We start from the raw sequence: 17,641 nt of genomic DNA, 5'->3' as shown, positions 1-17,641 counted from the left end.
GACCTCGGTGTCGTCCTGGACGAAGAACTTCCCGCCGGCCGCGTCGCCGTCGGCGGACTCGACCGCAAGGACGCCGTCGCCGCCCGGCGCGCCCCTGGAGGTCGCCCGGCGCGGTGCCTACGCGGCCCTCGACCACGTCGGCGTGGCGAACGAGGACACGGAATATGCCCAGGCCGGTGCCGTGAGGCTCGCCCCGCCTCGCGATCACGGGGCGGATCCCGCGCTGCCGGAGCGGGCACCGTACTTGCCATGGTCGTAGCCGAGCGTCGGCCGGCGCGCCCCGCGACGGCCGGGACCCTGCTGCTGCGAGGAGTTGAAGGGTTCGCAGCCAGCGGTGGGCAGGAAGCGGCCGTCCTCGGGGACGGTCAGGCACTGGCCGGTGGGCCCGTTCTGGAACGTCGAGAGGTCGTGGCTGTGCCGCTCGTGCGGTACTGAGTGCCCGTCACCTGTCTCGCCTTACAGTCGCAGCTGGACGCCCTCTCGGTGTACGGAGCGCCTGGGCGGTGCCGGACGCCTGGGCGGCGACGCCGGGAATGCTCGAGGTGATGAACGAGCCGCCGCCAGTCAGGTCTCCGATCACATGTACGCGCGGGTCGGCGGGGGTCAGGCCGCCGGCCGGGTGGAGCGTGGCCAGGCCGGTGCTCACCAAGGACCGGATCAGGGGTCGGGCCGCGGCCGGCACCGCTTGCGGTGGCGGGTTCACGGCGTTGACGACGATCTCCGCGGTGCGTTCGCCGTCGTCATGCCGGACCCGGAACCGCCCGTTCACCGGCTCGATCGCGTGGACGCCGTCAGCGACGGAGAGCTGGCCGGAATCCAGGAGCCGCATCAGGACGGACGCGTTCACCGGAATCATGGGCGAGGCCACGCTGGTGGCCGTGCGGAGGTGGCGTCGAAGCCACGCGCGATCGGATTCGGGCAGCAACCGCCACGCGTACGGGCCGACGCTGTGCGCCGTCTGCTGCAGCACACGGCGGCCGATGCGGGGGTCGTCGATGGCGGCGATCTGCCGCCGGAGCCGCTGGACCGGGTCCTTGGCCTCGGTGTCCAGCAGCTCGGCCGCGAACTCTTCGAAGTCCTCGCCCGCGTCCGCCAGCTCCGTGCGCAGCAGCCCGATGAGGTCGTCGAGCACGATCTTCCCTCGAGCCTCGTGCAGCCCGTCACACGTTCGGCGGTCACGTGCCGCGGGCGCCGGCCGTCAGGGCGCTGCCAGACGTGTGGCAGCACCCCGCTGCGTGAGAGGAGCGTGATCCGCCCCCGGTGCCCGCGCGCGGCGAGCGACACGACGACGTCCACGGCGGTCAGACCGCTGCCGACGATCGCGACGTCACCCCCGGCGGGGACGTGGTCGAGCGTGTCGGCCACCGGGTAAGGGTCGGCCGTGAAGCCCTGGTTACCGGCGAGGCCGTACAGGTCCGGGGGTGTTCCTCCGCCCACGCACAACGCCAGACGGGTGGTCTCGTGCTCTTGCGCGTCGTGCGTGCGCAGCACGAGGCGGGCTCCGCGTCGGGCGACCGCGGTCACGCGGGTGGCCACGACGCGCACAAGCCAACCCTGCTCACCCAGGGCCGCCATGGCCTTCTCGGCGGTGTGCGCCAGGTACTCGCCGTAGAGCGCACGCGGGACCAGTGGCTGGCCCAGGAGCTCGTCGACGTGGTCGGCGCCCCGCGCTCCCAGCCAGGCCGCGTAGTGGCCGAAGTCGCCGTGGCGGATCGACATGAGGGCGGGGGGCGAGTTCACCAGCACCGAATCCAGGTCCGGGCCGTACGGTCGCCCCCGCCACAGCTGCGGCGACGGCTCGAAAACCGTGATCGTGCCGGGCTCGCCCCCGTCGGCGGCTTCGCCCTCCAGGCCGGCCAGCGCGTCCAGCAGGCCGACCGCTGCCGAGCCCCCTCCGACAATCGCGGTATCCATGGTCTCCCTCTCCGTGGTGGTGTGCCACTGACCTTCGCCAACGCCGTCGAAGAACCCCATCCCCCGGGCGGGGGCGGTCGGCCTGGGACGACCCCCTCAAACAAGGGGTTGGCGCCGTGCAGAAGGCCAGGCAGGCTGACCGGCGGAGGGGATGCGCATGACCGATCGATGCCGGCCGGTGCTGTTGGCCGCGGAACGGGCGACCGACGCGGTGGAGTTGTTCAGCCGGGCTTCGGCCGGGCTGCGGAGGCTGGTGCCGTTCCACTCGGCCGTGTGGACGGCCGCCGACCCGGAGACCGGGCTGATCACGGCGCCGATGCTGGTGGAGAACGTCGGCTCTGGTGAAGGCTGTGCCGCCTACTGGGAGAGCGAACTTCTCGAGGAGAACGTCGTGCCGTTCCGTGAGCTGGCCCGCGCCTGTGTACCGGCGGCCGGCCTGCGCGCGGCCACCGGCGGTCTGCCCGCCCGCAGTGCCCGCTTCCGGCGCATCCTTCTCGGCCAAGGCGTGTACGACGAGCTGCGCGCTGTACTGCGGATCGGCGACCGGCCATGGGGCATGGTGAGCCTGTTCCGCACCGCCGACGCGTTCCGTCCGGACGAGGTCGTGCTGCTCGCCGACCTCTCTCGCCCGCTGGCCGCGCGGCTGCGCGACTTCGCCCGGCCGCCCGATTCCGTACCCCGTGACGACTCGCCAGCGCCCGGCCTGATCCTCTTCGACGAGTCCGGGGAAGCCATGTCGATCAATGACGAGGCGCGGCATCACCTCGCGCTGCTGCCGAAGGGGCCGTCCTTCCCTTCACCGCTGGGGCTGAAGCTGCCCATCTGGGTGCTCGGCACGGCCCTCCAGGCAAGGGCCATCGCCAACGGCCGCGACCACGGCAACGCCCGGGTGCGTATCCGTAACACCGAAGGCCGGTGGCTGAACTGTCACGCCTCCTCTCTCACCGGCCCCGGCGGCCGGCCCGGCCCGGTCGCCCTCGTCATCGAGCCCGCGGCACCCGCCGACCTGGCGGTCCTGGTCGCCGAGGCGTACGGCCTGACCTCACGGGAGCTCCAGATCACTCAGCTCGTCGCGCGCGGGACGACCACCGCCGAGATCGCCACCACGCTGACCATCTCCCCGCACACGGTCCGCGACCACCTCAAGACCATCTTCAACAAGGCGTGCGTCTCCAGCCGAGGCGAGCTGGTCGCCCGCCTGTTCACCGAGCATTACTGGCCCGCCCTGCCAGAGCCGACCCAGGTCCAGCGCCCCGGCCGGCCCCCCGCCCAAGCCCGAATCCCCGCGGCTGAGGCACCCGCCTCTCCATCGATCGTGCGCGAGGTGCCTGTCCGTACGATCCGGGCGTGAGGTGCGCCCGGCGGCCAGGGATGCTGGACCGGACCTTCGTGAGCTGATCACGGCCCGCTGGGCCGGACCGGAGGGGCGGGCGGAGAAGTGGGCTGTTCCGACGCGGGCATGTTCCCCGACGGCCGGAAGATTCGGACAACCCGAACCGCGAAAGCGCCGATCAGATTGGCGGCTGAGGTGCGTGTCGGCGCCGTGGCACGATCCTGTGGAGATCATGCTGGAGGCGGCGCGGGACACGGTGGCGCAGGTGGAGGACTGCCCTTCGCGATGAGCTTTGCGGTGATCGGGAGTCTGTGTCTCTACGAGGTCAACAAGCCGATCATTGAGGAGAGATGGCCATGGGGAATCCGGAGCACGTCAGAGATGTCTGGCAGATCGTGCACGCGGAGCGTGCGGCACTGATCCACGACCTTGAGGGTCTCGATGACAAGCAGTGGGAGCGGCCGTCACTTTGTGAGGGGTGGACGGTCCATGACGTCGTCGCCCACCTGGTCGACTCAGCTCGCGCGACGCGTCTCGGCTTCGTGGTCGGCCTCGCGCGGGCACGGTTCGACTTCCACCGCCAGAACGCTCACGGTGTGGCGCGCGAGCACGGTGCCTCACCGCTGGAGACGTTGGCGCGGCTTCGTCAGGTGGCCTCGCGGACGTCGACGCCTCCGGCGCCCCTCGACAGCCGGATCGTCGAGCAGGTCGTCCACGGTGAGGACATCCGCCGCCCGCTGGGACTCATCCGCTCCTACCCCCAAGATGCCGTCGTCAGGGCGCTTCGCTTGCAGGCTCACACCCCGGTGTCCTTCGGCGGCGCCAAGGAAGTCGTAGCCTCTCTCCGGCTCACGGCAACGGACGCCGATGTGTCGATTGGCGATGGTATGGAAGTAACCGGGCCTGCGCTTTCACTGCTTCTCACCATCATGGGACGGCGCGTGGCGCTCAACGACCTGGAAGGCCAGGGAGTGGGTTCGCTGAGGCAGCCGACCTGACGATCGTGGCCTTGCGCTTGCCCGCCCAGTTCCGTGACGGCTTCTTGCCGGTCGGGCGCCGGGTCATCATGGTGATGAGCGCTCCCGGCCACTCTGTGCGAGCGGTCCGAGGGCGACGTCGGCGCCACACTCAGAGCACGCCACGGTTCCCGGGGAGCGCAATGCCTCGAACGCGGTGAAGACGTCCACCTCGCCCCGTCGGCCGGCGCCTCCGGGCAATCGAGGCGATTGACAAGGAACCCCAGCCGTTCGGTCCTTCTTGCCTGCGAACCCAGCCGTGGGACGGGTCGTGCTGGGAGTACCGGGCGGCGACGGCTGCTCCGCGGACCGGACCGCCGGATACCGAACCGGTGAGCCGTGGCCGACGTTTCACCGTACGGGCGGGACGGTCTGCCCGGTGGGGAATTGCTGGGTGCCGAGTACCCGCAGCAGATCCAGCCGCTCGCGGGTTTCTGCGTCCGCCGGGGTGAGCACCAGCAGTTGCTGACCCCGGTCGGGAGTGACCAGGGTCTCGCAGTCCATCAGCAGGCGACCCACCCCCGGGCGTAGGAAGGTCTTGCGGTCGGCGCGCCGGACCGCCACCTCGTGCTCGGCCCAGAGCCGGCGGAAGTCGGCACTCGCGGCCTGCAAGCGGTCGACGAGTCCGGCGACCGTGGAGTCGCCGGACCGGCGGCCGACGGCCGCACGCAGGTCGGCCACGAGCTGGCGGGCGTGGTACTCCTGCTCCTCGGGCGGGCAGACGGCGCGGGCAGCGGGGTCGGTGAACCAGCGGTGCACGACGTAGCGGCGGTCGCCGGACAAGCCGGTGTGGTCGCCCATGAGGAGGAGGGCGGCCCGGTTCTGGGCGAGAACCTCACCCAGGTCGGACAGCACCAGGGCCGGGGTATCGCCGAGCAGGTCGAGCATACGCATCAGGCCGGCGCGGGCCAGGCGGGCCACCCCGTCGGCGGGCGGGGGCCGGTGGCCGGCCAAGTGGAACAGGTGGTCGCGCTCGTCGTCCGAGAGGCGCAACGACCGGGCCAGCGCGCCGAGCAGTTGAGTCGAGGGCTGACTGCTGCGGCCCTGTTCGAGGCGTACGACGTAGTCCACCGACATGCCGGCGAGCATGGCCACCTCCTCCCGGCGCAGGCCCTTGGTGCGACGGCGAGGGCTGTCGGCGATGCCGACCTCGGCCGGGCGGATCGCCTCGCGGCGGCGGCGCAGGAAGTCGGCGAGCTCGTCACGTTCCATGGCCCCATGATCCCGCGCGAGGGGGAGCCGAGCCAGGGAGCGGCTCTCCCATGATGAACGCTCCGCTCCCGCACATCGCGACGTGGGCGCACAGTGGGTGATGGGTCCACGACGAAGGAGAACTCGATGCAGATACGAACCCTGGGCAGCACCGGCCCGGCCGTTTCCGGGCTGGGCCTGGGCGCGATGGGCATGTCGGGCGCCTACGGCGCGGCCGACCGCACGGAGAGCATCGCCACCGTGCACGCCGCGCTGGAGGCCGGCGTCACGCTGATCGACACCGCCGACTTCTACGCCATGGGTCATAACGAGCTGCTGCTCGCCGAGGCACTGCGCGGCCGGGACCGGGACAGTTACCGGCTGAGCGTCAAGTTCGGCATGCTGCGGGGGCCGGGCCCCGAGTTCGGCGGGCAGGACGGCCGTCCCGCAGCGGTGAAGAACTTCCTGGCCTACTCGCTGACCCGTCTGGGCACCGACCACATCGACATCTACCGTCCCGCCCGGCTGGACCCGGCGGTACCGATCGAGGAGACGGTGGGCGCGATCAAGGAGATGATCGACGCCGGGTACGTGCGGCACCTCGGCCTCTCCGAGGTCGATGCGGCGACGATCCGCCGGGCGCACGCCGTGCACCCGGTCGCCGACCTGCAGATCGAGTACTCCCTCCTGTCCCGCGCGGTGGAGGGGGACATTCTGCCTACGTTGCGGGAGCTCGGCATCGGCCTGACCGCGTACGGCGTCCTCAGCCGCGGCCTCATCTCCGGGCACTGGTCCGCCGGCCACACCGCGGGCCCCGGCGACTTCCGCGCCTTCAACCCGCGGTTCTCGAGCGGGAACGTGGAACACAACCTCGCCCTCGTAGAGGCGCTGCACCGGGTCGCCGAGACGAAGGGGTGCACCGTCGCCCAGTTGGCCATCGCCTGGGTGGCCGCACAGGGTGAGGACATCGTGCCGCTGGTCGGCGCCCGCACCCGCGAGCGGCTGTCCGAGGCGCTGCCCGCGATGGAGCTGGACCTCACCGCAGACGACCTCGCCGAAATCGAGAAGGCAGTGCCGCCGGGCGCGGCGCGCGGCGACCGATACCCGTCCGCGTTCATGTCCAGTCTCGGCGTGGGGAATTGAGTCCGGTTCTCCGGGAGTCGTGACCGTGCCATCGGTGTCGGTGATGGCGTCGCTGAAGGGGCGGGTCTGTCCGTGGTGGGCGGGGAGAGGGCCGAAGCGCCGTTCTCGGCGCCTACCGTCTTCCCGGCGGGAATCTCCGCGAAGCGCTCGGCGCTGATGCCGCCGACAAAGACGACGCCGACGCCGACGACGACGCCGATCCGCGCCGTGTCGTGGATCCGGTCATCGCTGGCCAGGGTGTCCTCGTCCACCAGCCGCTGACTCATCGAGCGGATCGGCTTGCCGCGGGAGCGCTGTCCGGGCCCTGTCCGGCCGTGTGGAGGACCGACCGGACGAGGGCTGGGGCGGCACCGGATCAGTGCGAGTCGGCGGGGACGGGCGAGAGGCGGTAGGCGCCCTCGTGGGTGATGACACGGCCGGCGGTGGGCGGCGCGAAGTGGGTGCCCAGGACGAGGGTGTCCGTGCCGGCGAGCGAGTCGAGCAGCGTGCGGCGCGAGGCCTCGGACCGCTCGGGTTCGATGTCGACGCAGGCCCCGATGCTGGGGTGAGCGAGCTGGACGGGGTGGTGGACGCAGTCGCCCGTGATCAGCGCCGTCCCTGTGCGGCTGGTCAGCTGGAGGGCGACGTGGCCGGGGGTGTGCCCGGGGGTGGGGATCAGGCGCACGCCCGGGATGACCTCGACGCCGTCGGCGGGGACGTCGACGAGGTGGAGCAGCCCCGCCTCCTCCACCGGGACCACGGAGTCGCGGAACATCTGCTCGCGCGCCTCCTCCATGTCGTAGCCGGCCCAGAACTCCCGCTCGACGCGTGAGGTGATGTAGCGGGCGTTGGGGAAGGTGGGGACCCACTCGCCGTTCACCTCGTGGGTGTTCCAGCCGACGTGGTCGGCGTGCAGGTGGGTGAGGATCACCAGGTCGACGGAGTCCGGGGGGAATCCGGCGGCCGTGAGGCGCTGAAGGTAGTCGGTGTCCAGGTTGTGCCAGGCGGGGTTGGCCCGCTCCTTGCCGTTGCCGATGCCGGTGTCCACCAGGACGCGCAGTCCGCCGACGGTGAACGCGAAGCTGTGGCTGTCGAGGTGCAGGACGCCTTCGTCGTCGGCGAAGTGGGGGCGCAGCCAGTCCTGCCCGGTGACGACGTCCGGCGTGGCGCCGGGCAGGAGCCACGGTCCGGTGGCGGGCGGCAGGAGGACCTCGTCGATGCGGTGGACGGTGATGTCGCCCATGGTCCAGGAGGGGATGGCGGACGGGTCGGTGGCCGGTTCGATGCTCATGGTCGGTCGTTTCCTCGTGTCTCGTTACGGAAGGACGTTGTGTGCGCTGTGGGCTGCCTTGCCCCTCGATACGGCGAGTGCCGTCAGGGCCGCGACGGTGAGCAGGGCGGCGGCGATGGCGTAGGCGTGGGCGGTGGTACGCAGCCCGTAGTGCTGGGTGGCGGCGCCCGCGGCGATGGCGGGCAGGCTCATGGACAGATAGCTGAGGACGTAGTAGGCGGCCAGGGTCGCGGCGCGGTGCTGCCCGTCGAGCGAGGCGAGCGTCATGCGCAGCGCCCCTTGGGAGACGGCGCCGAAGGCGACGCCGGCCAGGGCCGCGCCACCGTAGACGGCGGGCAGGCCGGCGCCGTGCAGACCGAGCAGGCTCAGGGCCGCGGACGGGATGACGGCCAGGCTTCCGCCGGCGGCGGCGACGCGCGGCGCCGTGCGCCGCAGTATCCACACGGTGAGCGTGGCCGCGGCGGTGAGCACGAAGAAGACCATGCCGCCGGCCGCCTGTGAGGCACCCGGGGCCACGAGGCGCACGAGCGCCGGTCCGAGGGAGGAGTAGAAGCCGCCCAGCGCCCATACGGCGACGACAGCGGTGCCGACCGTCGGCAGGGCGCTGCGCGCCGACGGCGGCACGGTGAGGTGAGGGCGCAGCGACCGCAGGGCGCCGGCGTGCGGGCGTGCCGTCTCCGCGGTGAACGTGACCGCGATCGCCTGGGTGGCGAAGAGAGCCGCCAGCAGGACGTACACGGTGACCGTGGGCGCGGGGGCGAAGTGGACGAGGAGGGTGGAGGCCAGGACGCCGACGGCCATGCCCGCCACCGGGACGATGCTGTTGGTCAGGGCTGAGCGGCCCGGACGCAGGGGATCCTGAAGGTCGAGGAGAGCCGCTCCCGCGGCGCTGGTGGCCACGCCGGTGGCCGCTCCCTGCAGGATCCGGGCGGTGATCAGCGCTCCGGCGCCGTCCGCCGAGGCCAGCAGCACCATGGAGGCGGCCTCCAGCAGCATGGCGCCCGCCAGGACGGGGCGCCGCCCGAGGTGGTCGGAGAGCGCTCCGGTGGTGAGCAGGGCCAGCAGCAGCGTCAGGGAGTAGGCGCTGAAGACCACGGTGACGGTGAGCGCGGACAGGTCCCAGACGTCCTGGTAGTGGGGATACAGGGGCGTCGGCGCACTGGATGCCGCGAGGAGCGCGGCCAGGATCGAGGCGTCCAGGACGAAGGATGCCGCGCGGTGGGCGGTCGCGGTGCGGGCTCCCGGGTGGCTGGATCGCGCAGGTGCGCGGGGGGTGGCGGTGGACATGGGACTCCTCGCGCTAAACGCAATTGGTTTGCTTTAAAGCACCGTAGGCTCTACAGTCAGCTAAAGCAAACCCTTTGCTTTAGAAGTCGAGGGTCGCTCCACCCTCCAGCCCTGAGGAGAGAACCTCCATGTCCTCCGCTGAACTCACTCCGCCGGAAGCGGCCCGCTGGGCCGCCCGCGCCGGGCTCCCGCTGCCGGACGGCCGCCACACCGCGGTCGCGGCCACCGCCAACCACATCCACTCCGTCGTCGCGGTCCTGCGAGAGCTGGACTTCGGGGACACCCCGCCCGCCCCCGCCTACCGCGCGGAACAGGAGAACCACGATGCAGCCGTATGAACTGTCCCTGAGTGCGGCCGCGGACCTGATCCAGGCCCGGCAGCTGTCCCCCGTCGAGCTGGCCGACTCCGTCCTGGAGCGCGTCGAACAGGTGGAGCCGCACCTTCAGGCCTACGTCACCGTCACCGCCGAGCACACCCGCCGGGCCGCGCGCCAAGCCGGGAACGACATCGCGGCCGGCCGCTACCGCGGTCCGCTGCACGGCATCCCGATGGGCCTCAAAGACCTGATCGACGTCGCCGGCGCGGCTACGTCCGCCAGCTCCCGCGTCCGGGCCGACCACCGCGCGCAGGCCGACAGCACCGTCGCCGCACGTCTGTCGGCGGCCGGAGCCGTCCTGGTCGGCAAGACCCACACCCACGAGTTCGCCTACGGGCTGACCACCCCGCAGACCGGCAACGCCTGGGACACCGGCAGGGTCGCCGGCGGCTCCAGCGGCGGATCCGCCGTCGCCGTCGCCGCCGGCACCGCGACCTTCGCCCTGGGCACCGACACCGGCGGATCGATCCGCGTGCCCGCCGCGCTGAACGGGGTGGTCGGCCTCAAGCCGACCTACGGCCTCGTCCCCCGCCACGGCGTCACGTCCCTGTCCTGGTCGCTGGACCACGCCGGCCCGGTCACCCGCACCGCCGAGGACGCGGCCCTGGTCCTGACCGCCCTGGCCGGACACGACCCCCGAGACCCCGCCTCCCTGGCCACACCCGGTACGGACTACCGGCCGGCCCCGGACGCGGACCTGACGGGGCTGCGCGTGGGCGTGCCGCGCAACTACTACTTCGACCACGTCGACGAGGAGGTGGAAGCCGCCGTACGGCGCGCGATCGACCAGCTTCGGGCCCTCGGCGCACGCCTCGTCGAGGTCGAGATCCCCATGACCCGCTACATCCACGCCACCCAGTGGGGCCTGATGGTGCCCGAGGCAACCGCCTACCACGAGAACACCCTGCGCACGGTCCCCGAGCTCTACCAGACAGACGTCCGCGTCCTCCTCGAGGCCGGCGAACTCATGCCCGCCGGGGACTACCTGCGCGCCCAGCGTGCCCGCACCCTCATGCGGCAGGAGTGGGCGCGGATGCTGCAGGAGGTCGACCTGATCGCCGCCCCCTCCGTCCCGGCGACCGCGGTCAAGGCCGGCCAGGAGACCATCACCTGGGCCGACGGCACCGTCGAGGGCGTTTCCGACGCCTACGTACGCCTCTCGTCCCCTGCCAACATCACCGGGGTGCCGTCCCTGTCCGTCCCCATCGGTCACGATGCGGCGGGCATGCCGATCGGCATGCAGCTGCTCGGGCGACCGCTCGGCGAGAGTGTGCTCCTGCGGGCCGGCCACGCCTACGAGCGGACGCAGCCCGCCCGTGAGCTCGCGCGCGCGGCGTGACCGAGTGCCTTGGGCCCGGCCTGATCACTCCGGCCGGGCCGAAAGCACCGATCGTCCGCGACCGGCCGACTGTGACCGGCCGACTGCGACCGGCCGGCTGCCGCACGGAGAGGACCACCGCACGGAGGTATGGCGGGTGGCTCGCTAGACGCAATGATTTTGCTTTAAGATGGGTTCTATGAGCAGGCAGATGGTGCGCCCTGGGGGGCGCAGCGCCCGGGTGCAGGCATCGGTCCACACCGCCGTACGCGAACTCGCGTCGGAAGTCGGCCGGGACGCCCTGACCGTACCCCTGATCGCCCAGCGTGCGGGAGTAACACCGTCGACGATCTACCGCCGCTGGGGGGACCTGCAGGAGCTGTTGTCGGACGTAGCGGTCGAGCGGCTGCGGCCCGACACCGCACCCAACGACCACGGTGCCATGTCGTCCGACCTGACGGCCTGGGCCGAGCAGTTCCTCGACGAGATGGCCTCCCGCACCGGCCGGGCCTATATCCGCGACGCTCTGCTCGGCGACCCGGACGGCAGTAACGCCGGCCAGTGCTCGGCCTACGCCGCCGAGCAGATCAACCTCATCCTCACCCGAGCAGCTGAACGTGGGGAGAAGACGCCCGACGTCGAGGCGGTCATCGACCGCGTCGTCGCGCCCATCATGTACCGCATCCTCTTCCGCCCGGACGGACTCGACGCCGCGTACGCGCGCCGACTCGTCGCAGAGGCCCTCGGCCGGACCGGCTCATGACCAGGTGATCGCACCGGCGCGCCCCACCGGCAGCGCCTGCGATGCCCGGGCCTCACAGCCCGGCAGGACCTCGCCGGGTCCCCAGTCCTGCGGCGGACGGTCCCGAGGGCGTACCCGGAACACTTCCCGAGCACGCCGATGCAAGTCATCAGCCGGTGACACGTTGCCGGATCTGGTTCGCACTTCGGAGTACGTGCCGGAGGAGGGCGAGTGCCGTTGGTAGCTTTCCTCCCGGCCCGGATGGGCGCAGTCGATGCCGACCGGCTACCCGGCCTCACCGGCTGCGCACTCCACCTACCCCGGGACCTCGACGCTGTGACAGCCGGGCACACCCTGGACGGGAGCTCGGGCGGCACCGAGGGCGCCGTCAACGGGATCAAGAAGATCGAGACAGCTCTACGGTCGAGCCGGATTCGAGCTACTCCCCAAAATGATCTCGCTCCAGTGGCTCTCCGTGACGGTGTCGCTCTGGCGCCGGCCGGCACGTTCGACACCAGAGTTCGGCCGTCAGGACCCCGGCACTGAACTCTTTCACGCCCGCCCAGGTGCGCACGGCCGCCGAGCAGAGCGTTCTCGCGCTCCCGCCCGGCACCTTCGCCCAGACCACCGCCGACTCCCTGATACCGGCGACCCTCCAGTACGAACTGGCCGCTGCCGTCCCCGGCGCGCAGCCCACCGAGCCGGCCACCGGACACCTGCCGTTCCTGGAGCAGCCGAACCAGTGGACGGGCCAGGCAGTGCGCCCGTCACCCGGCCCGCCACCGGAAGCCACCACCCGCCCGGAAACGCCCGCATATGATCACCTGACCGGCCCGCGAACCAAGACGAGCAACCTGGACACTTCCCATGACTACCGCATCGCTGCGCAAGGACGCCGCCCGCAACTGGGAACGGATCGTCGCGATCGCCCGTGCCCTGGTCGACCAGGGAACCCCCCTGCAGCTCAACGATGTCGCACACCGGGCCGGCCTCGGGGTCGCCACCGTCTACCGGCACTTTCCCACCCCCGAGGCACTGCTGGAGACCGTCGCCGCCCCCTGCCTCGAAGACCTCGTCGGCCATGGTAAGCAGGCCCTGGCCGACGCCGACCCCTGGCGGGCGCTGGAAGGTTTCCTGTCCCGCGTCCTCGAAGCCCAGCTCACCGATGCCGCGCTGCCCCCGGTCGCCTCCGCCGCCGTGGACGCCCTGCCGCGGACCACGGAACTCAAAGAGTCACTCGCGTCGGTCGGAACCGAGCTCCTCGACCGGGCCCGTGAAGCCGGAGCCGTCCGCCCGGACCTCGCCGCCCGCGACCTGGTCCCGCTCATGTGCGGCATCGCCCATGCGGTGACCGTCCACGGCGGCACCCCCGCCGACAAGACCGAAACCGCCCACCGCTACCTTGACACCCTGCTCGAAGGCATGCGCCCCGCGCCGTCGGACGCGTGACGTCGGGGGCGGGCCTCTGGTCCTGCCGACGCAGGTTACGACGTCGCCCGCCTGGCCCGGGTCCTGCGCTGTCCGCCCGTTGAACTGGTCGGCCGGGTCCGGTCAGACCGCGTCATGCGCCTGCCGAAGCCACTGCGGACGCAAGGCGTCAACGATCGGCCGCCCGAACAGGACGCTGCCACCTCGAGGTGGGGCTGGGGCTTGAGTCCTGCCCCACCTCGGCCCGCAACGCGAGAATCGTCCACCGACTCCGTCGGCAGACCATCACAGAACTTCGAGGCTAGGAGAATGTGCTCCAGTCGGGCAGCGGCTTGGCAGGGCCGTTCGACGTGTCCGAGTAGTCTTCGCTGTCGAGGCGGATCCTGAGGTACTTGTCGCCGGAGAACACCCAGTAGTCGCTCTCGGATTCCGGAACCGGCAGAACCGCGTCGATCTCGCGCTTGAAGTTGTCGTAGTACTTGAATGTGCCCGACCAGTTGCTGAGCGGCGTCCGGCCGATGACGCAGGTCCCGCCGGCCTCCGTGGCGTCGAGAGTCGTCCTGACGTAGCTGTTGCCCGCGAAGACCCAGGCTTGTGCCGGATTGCCCGGGACCGTCATCACCGCGTCGATGCCCTCCACGAAGTCGTCTTCCCCGCAGAACGCCTCGCGCCACTGCTCGAGCGGGGCGGGGTCCGTCAGTTGCGTGACGCTGTGATCTCCGTCGGCGACGTGCAGGCGAATGTACTCCGCGCCGGAGAACACCCAGTATTCGTTGAGCACCCCGAAGACGGGCAGCACCGCGTCGATGCCGTCGCGGAAGCCGGGAAGGTCCTCGAAGATCCCGGTCCAGTCCGTCACGGGGGCGGGGCCTTTTTCCCTGTTCTGTATGGGTTCATCATGGGTTGACACGGAGACGAACAGGTACTGGTCGCCCGAGACCAACCATGCCTTGTACGGGTCGTCCGGCGCGGGCAACGCGGCATCGATCCTCGTCGACGTCGGCACGACGGTCGACCGCTCCGGTGATTCCACACCCGCCTCGCCGTCTGCCCCGGCTCCCTGCTGCTCGGACGAGCGGTTGGCCAACAGGGCGGTGACGGCACCGCCGGTGAGCAGTACCGCCGCCAGCAGGGCCGCCCAGCGGCCCGTCCGGAGAGGGCGACGGCGACGCTCCTTCGGTGTGGACAACGTTTCACCGATCACCATGGGGCGCTCCGGCTGGACGGAGGGCCCGGGCAGTGCGGCCACCGACCGCAGCGCGGTGGCGATCTCGTCGGACGACGGCCGCTCGGCCGGGTTCTTGCGCAGCAGCCCGGCGAGCACCGGGCGCAATGCCCCGGCTGCCTCGGGCAGCACCGGCGGCTCGTTGACCAAGGCGTACACCGCCGCGGCGGGCTCCGGCCTGGCGAACGGCGAGCGGCCGGTGAACAGCGCACACAGGGTGCTGCCCAGGGAGAACAGGTCACTGGGTGGCCCAGCCTGCCGGCCCTCCATGCGTTCCGGAGAGAGGTACTCCACGGTGCCGATCACCCCGCCAGTGGTGAGTGACTCGGTGTCGGCCAGTTCCACGATCCCGAAGTCGCAGAGCACCACCCTGCCGTCGGCGCGCAGCAGGATGTTCGCCGGTTTCACGTCCCGGTGCAGAGCGCCGGCGGAGTGCACCGCGTTGAGGGCGCCCAGCAGCTCAAGGCCGATCTCGGCGACCCGTTTCACGGTCGGGGGACCGTGCGCGGCTACGTGTTCGGCCAGGGACGGGCCCTCCACCAGTTCCATGACCAGCCACAACCGGTCCTCGTGGTGGACCAGGTCGTGGATGTTGATGACGTTGGGATGGGAGATCCGGGCGATAGCACGTGCCTCACGGTGCGCACGACGCAACCGCTGGGCGAGATCCTCTCCACCGCCGTGCAGGTGCACCTCCTTCACCGCGACGGTGCGCTCCAGTAATCGGTCGGTGGCACGCCAGACCGTACCCATGCCTCCACTGCCCAGACGTTCCAGCAGGAGGTACCGACCGGCGATCTCCTCTGCATGTTTGCCAGTCACCCACACAAACCTACCGGTCCCTGATCAGCGGGACAGCAGTGACTGGGCATTCAACTGATCGATGCTCAGGCGGACATGCTCTTCCAGGAAGGCGACCCTCCATGCCTTCCCCGCAGGGCAGGCCGGACGGCTCGCGCGGCGGGCGCGGACCTGGCAGGTCCAGTCGTGCCGCTTGAGCAGGGCGGCCACCCCTTGCACGGTGCAGCTCTTGGTGTAGCTCTTGCGGAACCGGCGCCCGAAGAGGGTCTTGATCCGCGACAGGGCCCAGGTCTGGTCCGGCCAGCCGTGTGCCACCGGACCCTTGAGCAGCTCACGCTCCAGCACAGCGAACAGTTCGTCGCTCAGCGGCGGCAGTGATGCCGTCCCTCTTGAGGCCGGGGCTTTCGGTCCGCCGCGGGACCAGGGTTTGCGCCGGCGCTGCACCGACCGGACGCTGACGCGCAGGTCGTGTGCGACGACCGCTCTCTCCTCGCCGTGCCGGAACCGCTCGGCAGCCACCAACCGCAATTTCTCGCGGAAGGCCCGGCGTTCGTCGGTCATGCCACCGCCCTGAGCATGTTTCAGGTACTCGGGACAGCGCGGGGATCATGGGGCGTCAGCCCTCCGACACCACGCTTCGCTTCGAAGGTCAGTAAGTATTCCCACCTTCCTGGCACCAACGTGACCCACTCAGCATCTCTATCGATGCGACGTCGTTGACGCGAGGCAGCCCGGCGACCTGTTGCGACCAGTGAACGAACAGGAGTCTGGGTCAACGTGCGCACGATCTTCTCCGGCCGCCTGATGAGCCGTCCGGTAGTCGCAGTCATGTCCGTGGTGGGGATTGTCTCCGGCGTCCTCGTCGCGTACGGCGGGATGGGGACCGTCGTCGGCTGTGGCAGCCCCGGCGGCGAGTACCCGTCACGGACGGCGGAGGACTGGATCGCCCACGCCGACCACGTCGCCGTGGTCACGGCGACGGCAGAACGCGACGGCGACCGCCGTGAGATGGCCGAGGGTCCGGTCAGGGCGGAGATCCAGCGGATGGTGACGTTCACGGTGGACGACGTCCTCTGGTCCGCCGGCCGTCCTCGCCACGTGCTGGGGAAGGACTTCGGAATGGTGGCCGCCGGGTGGTCGGAGTACCGGAAGAGCGGAAGGCGGGTCGCGAGAACGACGGGCGCCGCGCCTCGCCTGGAATCCGGTCACACCTATCTGCTGGCGCTCCGGTGGGCCGCCGGCCGGTGGGTGGTGCTGGGCGAGGGCGCCTCCGTCCCCTTCGACGACCGCACCGCGGGACTGGGGGAGTGGTGCGGTCGTGTGCTGAGCGAGGAGGACTTCGCACGCGGCGAGCGATTTTCCCGCCTCGACGACAACAGCCTCGAGGAGGTGATCCTCGGAAAGGACGAAAGGGCCGTCGTCCGTGAACTGGAGGAGGCCGCCCGCGCAGCCTCGTCCCCCTCCTGACCATGGATGTGCACAGCGAACGCGGTTCGACAGGGCGTCGCTTCTTCACGTACTCGATCTCCCGCATCGCGTAGGTGCCCCGGCGCCTCACCGGCGGCAATGCCTCGACACCACACCACGGAGCCATCACAAGGCCGACGGAACCCCATGATCCGCACCCGGGGAGCAGCGCAGTCATCGAGTTCGAAGTCCCTGAACCTCCGGGCTGGGCACCATGAAGCGGAGCAACTTACTGGTGTGCCGCAAGTCCTCGGGAACAGACTTCAAGACCCCGGTGCGCCGGGACCGATCCAGCCACTGGCGCCAGGTCAGCCTGAGTGAGAGGCCCCTGCTATTCCGGCTGCGTTCGCGAGGGCGCAGAGAAGCAGCAGATGCACGTCGAGGCCGCGCCGGCCGCTGTAGCCGGCACGAACCTCGTCGATCAGTGCGGCGCGTGTGACAGTGCAGGGGGAGTAGCGGTCCCTTCCAGGAAGCCTGGAGGGTTTGTGCAGAGCGCCACCTCGCCGGTGTCGGTCCGTGATGCGGTCAGAGTTCGACTGCGTGGACCGGATCGGGTCGAGGAGCAACTCGCGGTGGCTACCGCGTGTGCCGCGGCGATGGTCCGGCCGGTCGCAACTGAGAGCTCAACGAGTGCGTCACCCACAAGGAGTCCCTGTTATCCGTGGAGGCGTGCGTATGTGGAAGTTCCGGGTCTGCCTGGCCCTGGCTCTGTGCGGCATGGCCGGAGGGTGTGGCTTGCTGGCCTGGTACTGGGACGCGCTGGGGATCGGCCTGATCGGGTCGCTCGCGTTATGGTGCGGCGCGGGAGTCTTGTTCTGGAAGGCACTACAGGCACTCCTGGGAAGGGCCGGTCTCCCACAGGTGCAGAGCCCTGACCGACCGACAGCCCTCCCGGTTGCCCCTCACCCCCCTACCGCTGGTCCGGAGGTGCCGCCGTGGCCGCCGCAACCGCTCTCGAGTCCCTCACCTTCCCCGGTGGCACCGGGCAGTGGGACGTCGGATACCGGAACGCCGGGTGCGGACGGTGCGGACGTGGCGCGGGCGGTGTGGAACGCTGCCAGTGGCACGGCGCGGACCATGTGGCGAGTCTGGACCGTGCTGGCCCTCGTGCTTCTGGTCCCCCTCGCGC

General features: G+C 70.8%; 13 protein-coding genes and 2 pseudogenes. 8 read left to right on the top strand and 7 right to left on the bottom strand.

Annotated features, from left to right (window positions below; translation table 11 throughout):
* Positions 1-442 precede the first annotated feature (442 nt).
* Together QC283_RS19580 and QC283_RS39615 are read right to left on the bottom strand one after the other, a co-directional pair.
* The gene (locus QC283_RS19580; RefSeq protein WP_279562862.1) at positions 443-1,132 is read right to left on the bottom strand and encodes a hypothetical protein; all 690 of its coding nucleotides are present in this window, start codon (positions 1,130-1,132) and stop codon (positions 443-445) included.
* A 359-nt stretch (positions 1,133-1,491) separates the two neighbouring features.
* Positions 1,492-1,914, bottom strand: a pseudogene (locus QC283_RS39615) (FAD/NAD(P)-binding protein); the annotation flags it as partial.
* A 157-nt stretch (positions 1,915-2,071) separates the two neighbouring features.
* Here QC283_RS39615 and QC283_RS19575 point away from each other — a divergent pair.
* Both QC283_RS19575 and QC283_RS19570 read left to right on the top strand, forming a co-directional pair.
* Positions 2,072-3,265, top strand: coding sequence for a helix-turn-helix transcriptional regulator (locus tag QC283_RS19575; RefSeq protein ID WP_279562861.1), 1,194 nt, complete (start codon positions 2,072-2,074; stop codon positions 3,263-3,265).
* 332 nt (positions 3,266-3,597) lie between these two features.
* The gene (locus QC283_RS19570; protein WP_279562860.1) at positions 3,598-4,245 is read left to right on the top strand and encodes a maleylpyruvate isomerase family mycothiol-dependent enzyme; all 648 of its coding nucleotides are present in this window, start codon (positions 3,598-3,600) and stop codon (positions 4,243-4,245) included.
* Between the two features lie 369 nt (positions 4,246-4,614).
* Here the strand turns inward: QC283_RS19570 and QC283_RS19565 are convergent, their stop codons facing one another.
* A complete protein-coding gene (locus QC283_RS19565; RefSeq protein WP_279562859.1) occupies positions 4,615-5,475 on the bottom strand; it encodes a helix-turn-helix transcriptional regulator in 861 nt (286 codons plus the stop codon).
* 126 nt (positions 5,476-5,601) lie between these two features.
* On the opposite strand from QC283_RS19565, the gene QC283_RS19560 reads away from it, so the two are divergent.
* Positions 5,602-6,597: an aldo/keto reductase gene (locus QC283_RS19560; protein ID WP_279562858.1), complete on the top strand. Its 996-nt coding sequence runs from the start codon at positions 5,602-5,604 to the stop codon at positions 6,595-6,597.
* A gap of 355 nt (positions 6,598-6,952) precedes the next feature.
* Here the strand turns inward: QC283_RS19560 and QC283_RS19555 are convergent, their stop codons facing one another.
* Both QC283_RS19555 and QC283_RS19550 read right to left on the bottom strand, forming a co-directional pair.
* Positions 6,953-7,867: an MBL fold metallo-hydrolase gene (locus QC283_RS19555; RefSeq protein WP_279562857.1), complete on the bottom strand. Its 915-nt coding sequence runs from the start codon at positions 7,865-7,867 to the stop codon at positions 6,953-6,955.
* A gap of 24 nt (positions 7,868-7,891) precedes the next feature.
* Positions 7,892-9,154 carry an MFS transporter gene (locus tag QC283_RS19550; protein WP_279562856.1) on the bottom strand — a complete coding sequence of 421 codons (1,263 nt, stop codon included), beginning with the start codon at positions 9,152-9,154 and terminating at the stop codon, positions 7,892-7,894.
* A gap of 128 nt (positions 9,155-9,282) precedes the next feature.
* On the opposite strand from QC283_RS19550, the gene QC283_RS19545 reads away from it, so the two are divergent.
* From QC283_RS19545 to QC283_RS19530, 4 genes are all read left to right on the top strand, one after another.
* Positions 9,283-9,492: a hypothetical protein gene (locus QC283_RS19545; RefSeq protein WP_279562855.1), complete on the top strand. Its 210-nt coding sequence runs from the start codon at positions 9,283-9,285 to the stop codon at positions 9,490-9,492.
* Positions 9,479-10,870, top strand: coding sequence for an amidase (locus QC283_RS19540; protein WP_279562854.1), 1,392 nt, complete (start codon positions 9,479-9,481; stop codon positions 10,868-10,870). The genes QC283_RS19545 and QC283_RS19540 overlap by 14 nt, the downstream gene beginning before the upstream one ends.
* A 178-nt stretch (positions 10,871-11,048) precedes the next feature.
* Entirely contained in the window at positions 11,049-11,612 is a 564-nt protein-coding gene (locus QC283_RS19535; protein WP_279562853.1) for a TetR/AcrR family transcriptional regulator, read from the top strand.
* Positions 11,613-12,458: 846 nt separating this feature from the next.
* Positions 12,459-13,040 carry a TetR/AcrR family transcriptional regulator gene (locus tag QC283_RS19530; protein WP_279562852.1) on the top strand — a complete coding sequence of 194 codons (582 nt, stop codon included), beginning with the start codon at positions 12,459-12,461 and terminating at the stop codon, positions 13,038-13,040.
* A gap of 280 nt (positions 13,041-13,320) precedes the next feature.
* Here the strand turns inward: QC283_RS19530 and QC283_RS19525 are convergent, their stop codons facing one another.
* Entirely contained in the window at positions 13,321-15,066 is a 1,746-nt protein-coding gene (locus tag QC283_RS19525) for a serine/threonine-protein kinase (protein WP_279562851.1), read from the bottom strand.
* Between the two features lie 132 nt (positions 15,067-15,198).
* Positions 15,199-15,630 (bottom strand): annotated as a pseudogene (locus QC283_RS19520) (IS630 family transposase); the annotation flags it as partial.
* A gap of 192 nt (positions 15,631-15,822) precedes the next feature.
* Between QC283_RS19520 and QC283_RS19515 the strand changes: the two are divergent.
* Positions 15,823-16,512: a hypothetical protein gene (locus tag QC283_RS19515; RefSeq protein WP_279562849.1), complete on the top strand. Its 690-nt coding sequence runs from the start codon at positions 15,823-15,825 to the stop codon at positions 16,510-16,512.
* Positions 16,513-17,641 lie beyond the last annotated feature (1,129 nt).

The organism is Streptomyces sp. DH41 (assembly GCF_029813785.1).
GTDB lineage: Bacteria > Actinomycetota > Actinomycetes > Streptomycetales > Streptomycetaceae > Streptomyces.
Note: the sequence above shows the minus strand (reverse complement) of the source record. Positions and strands in the feature narration are given on the sequence as shown.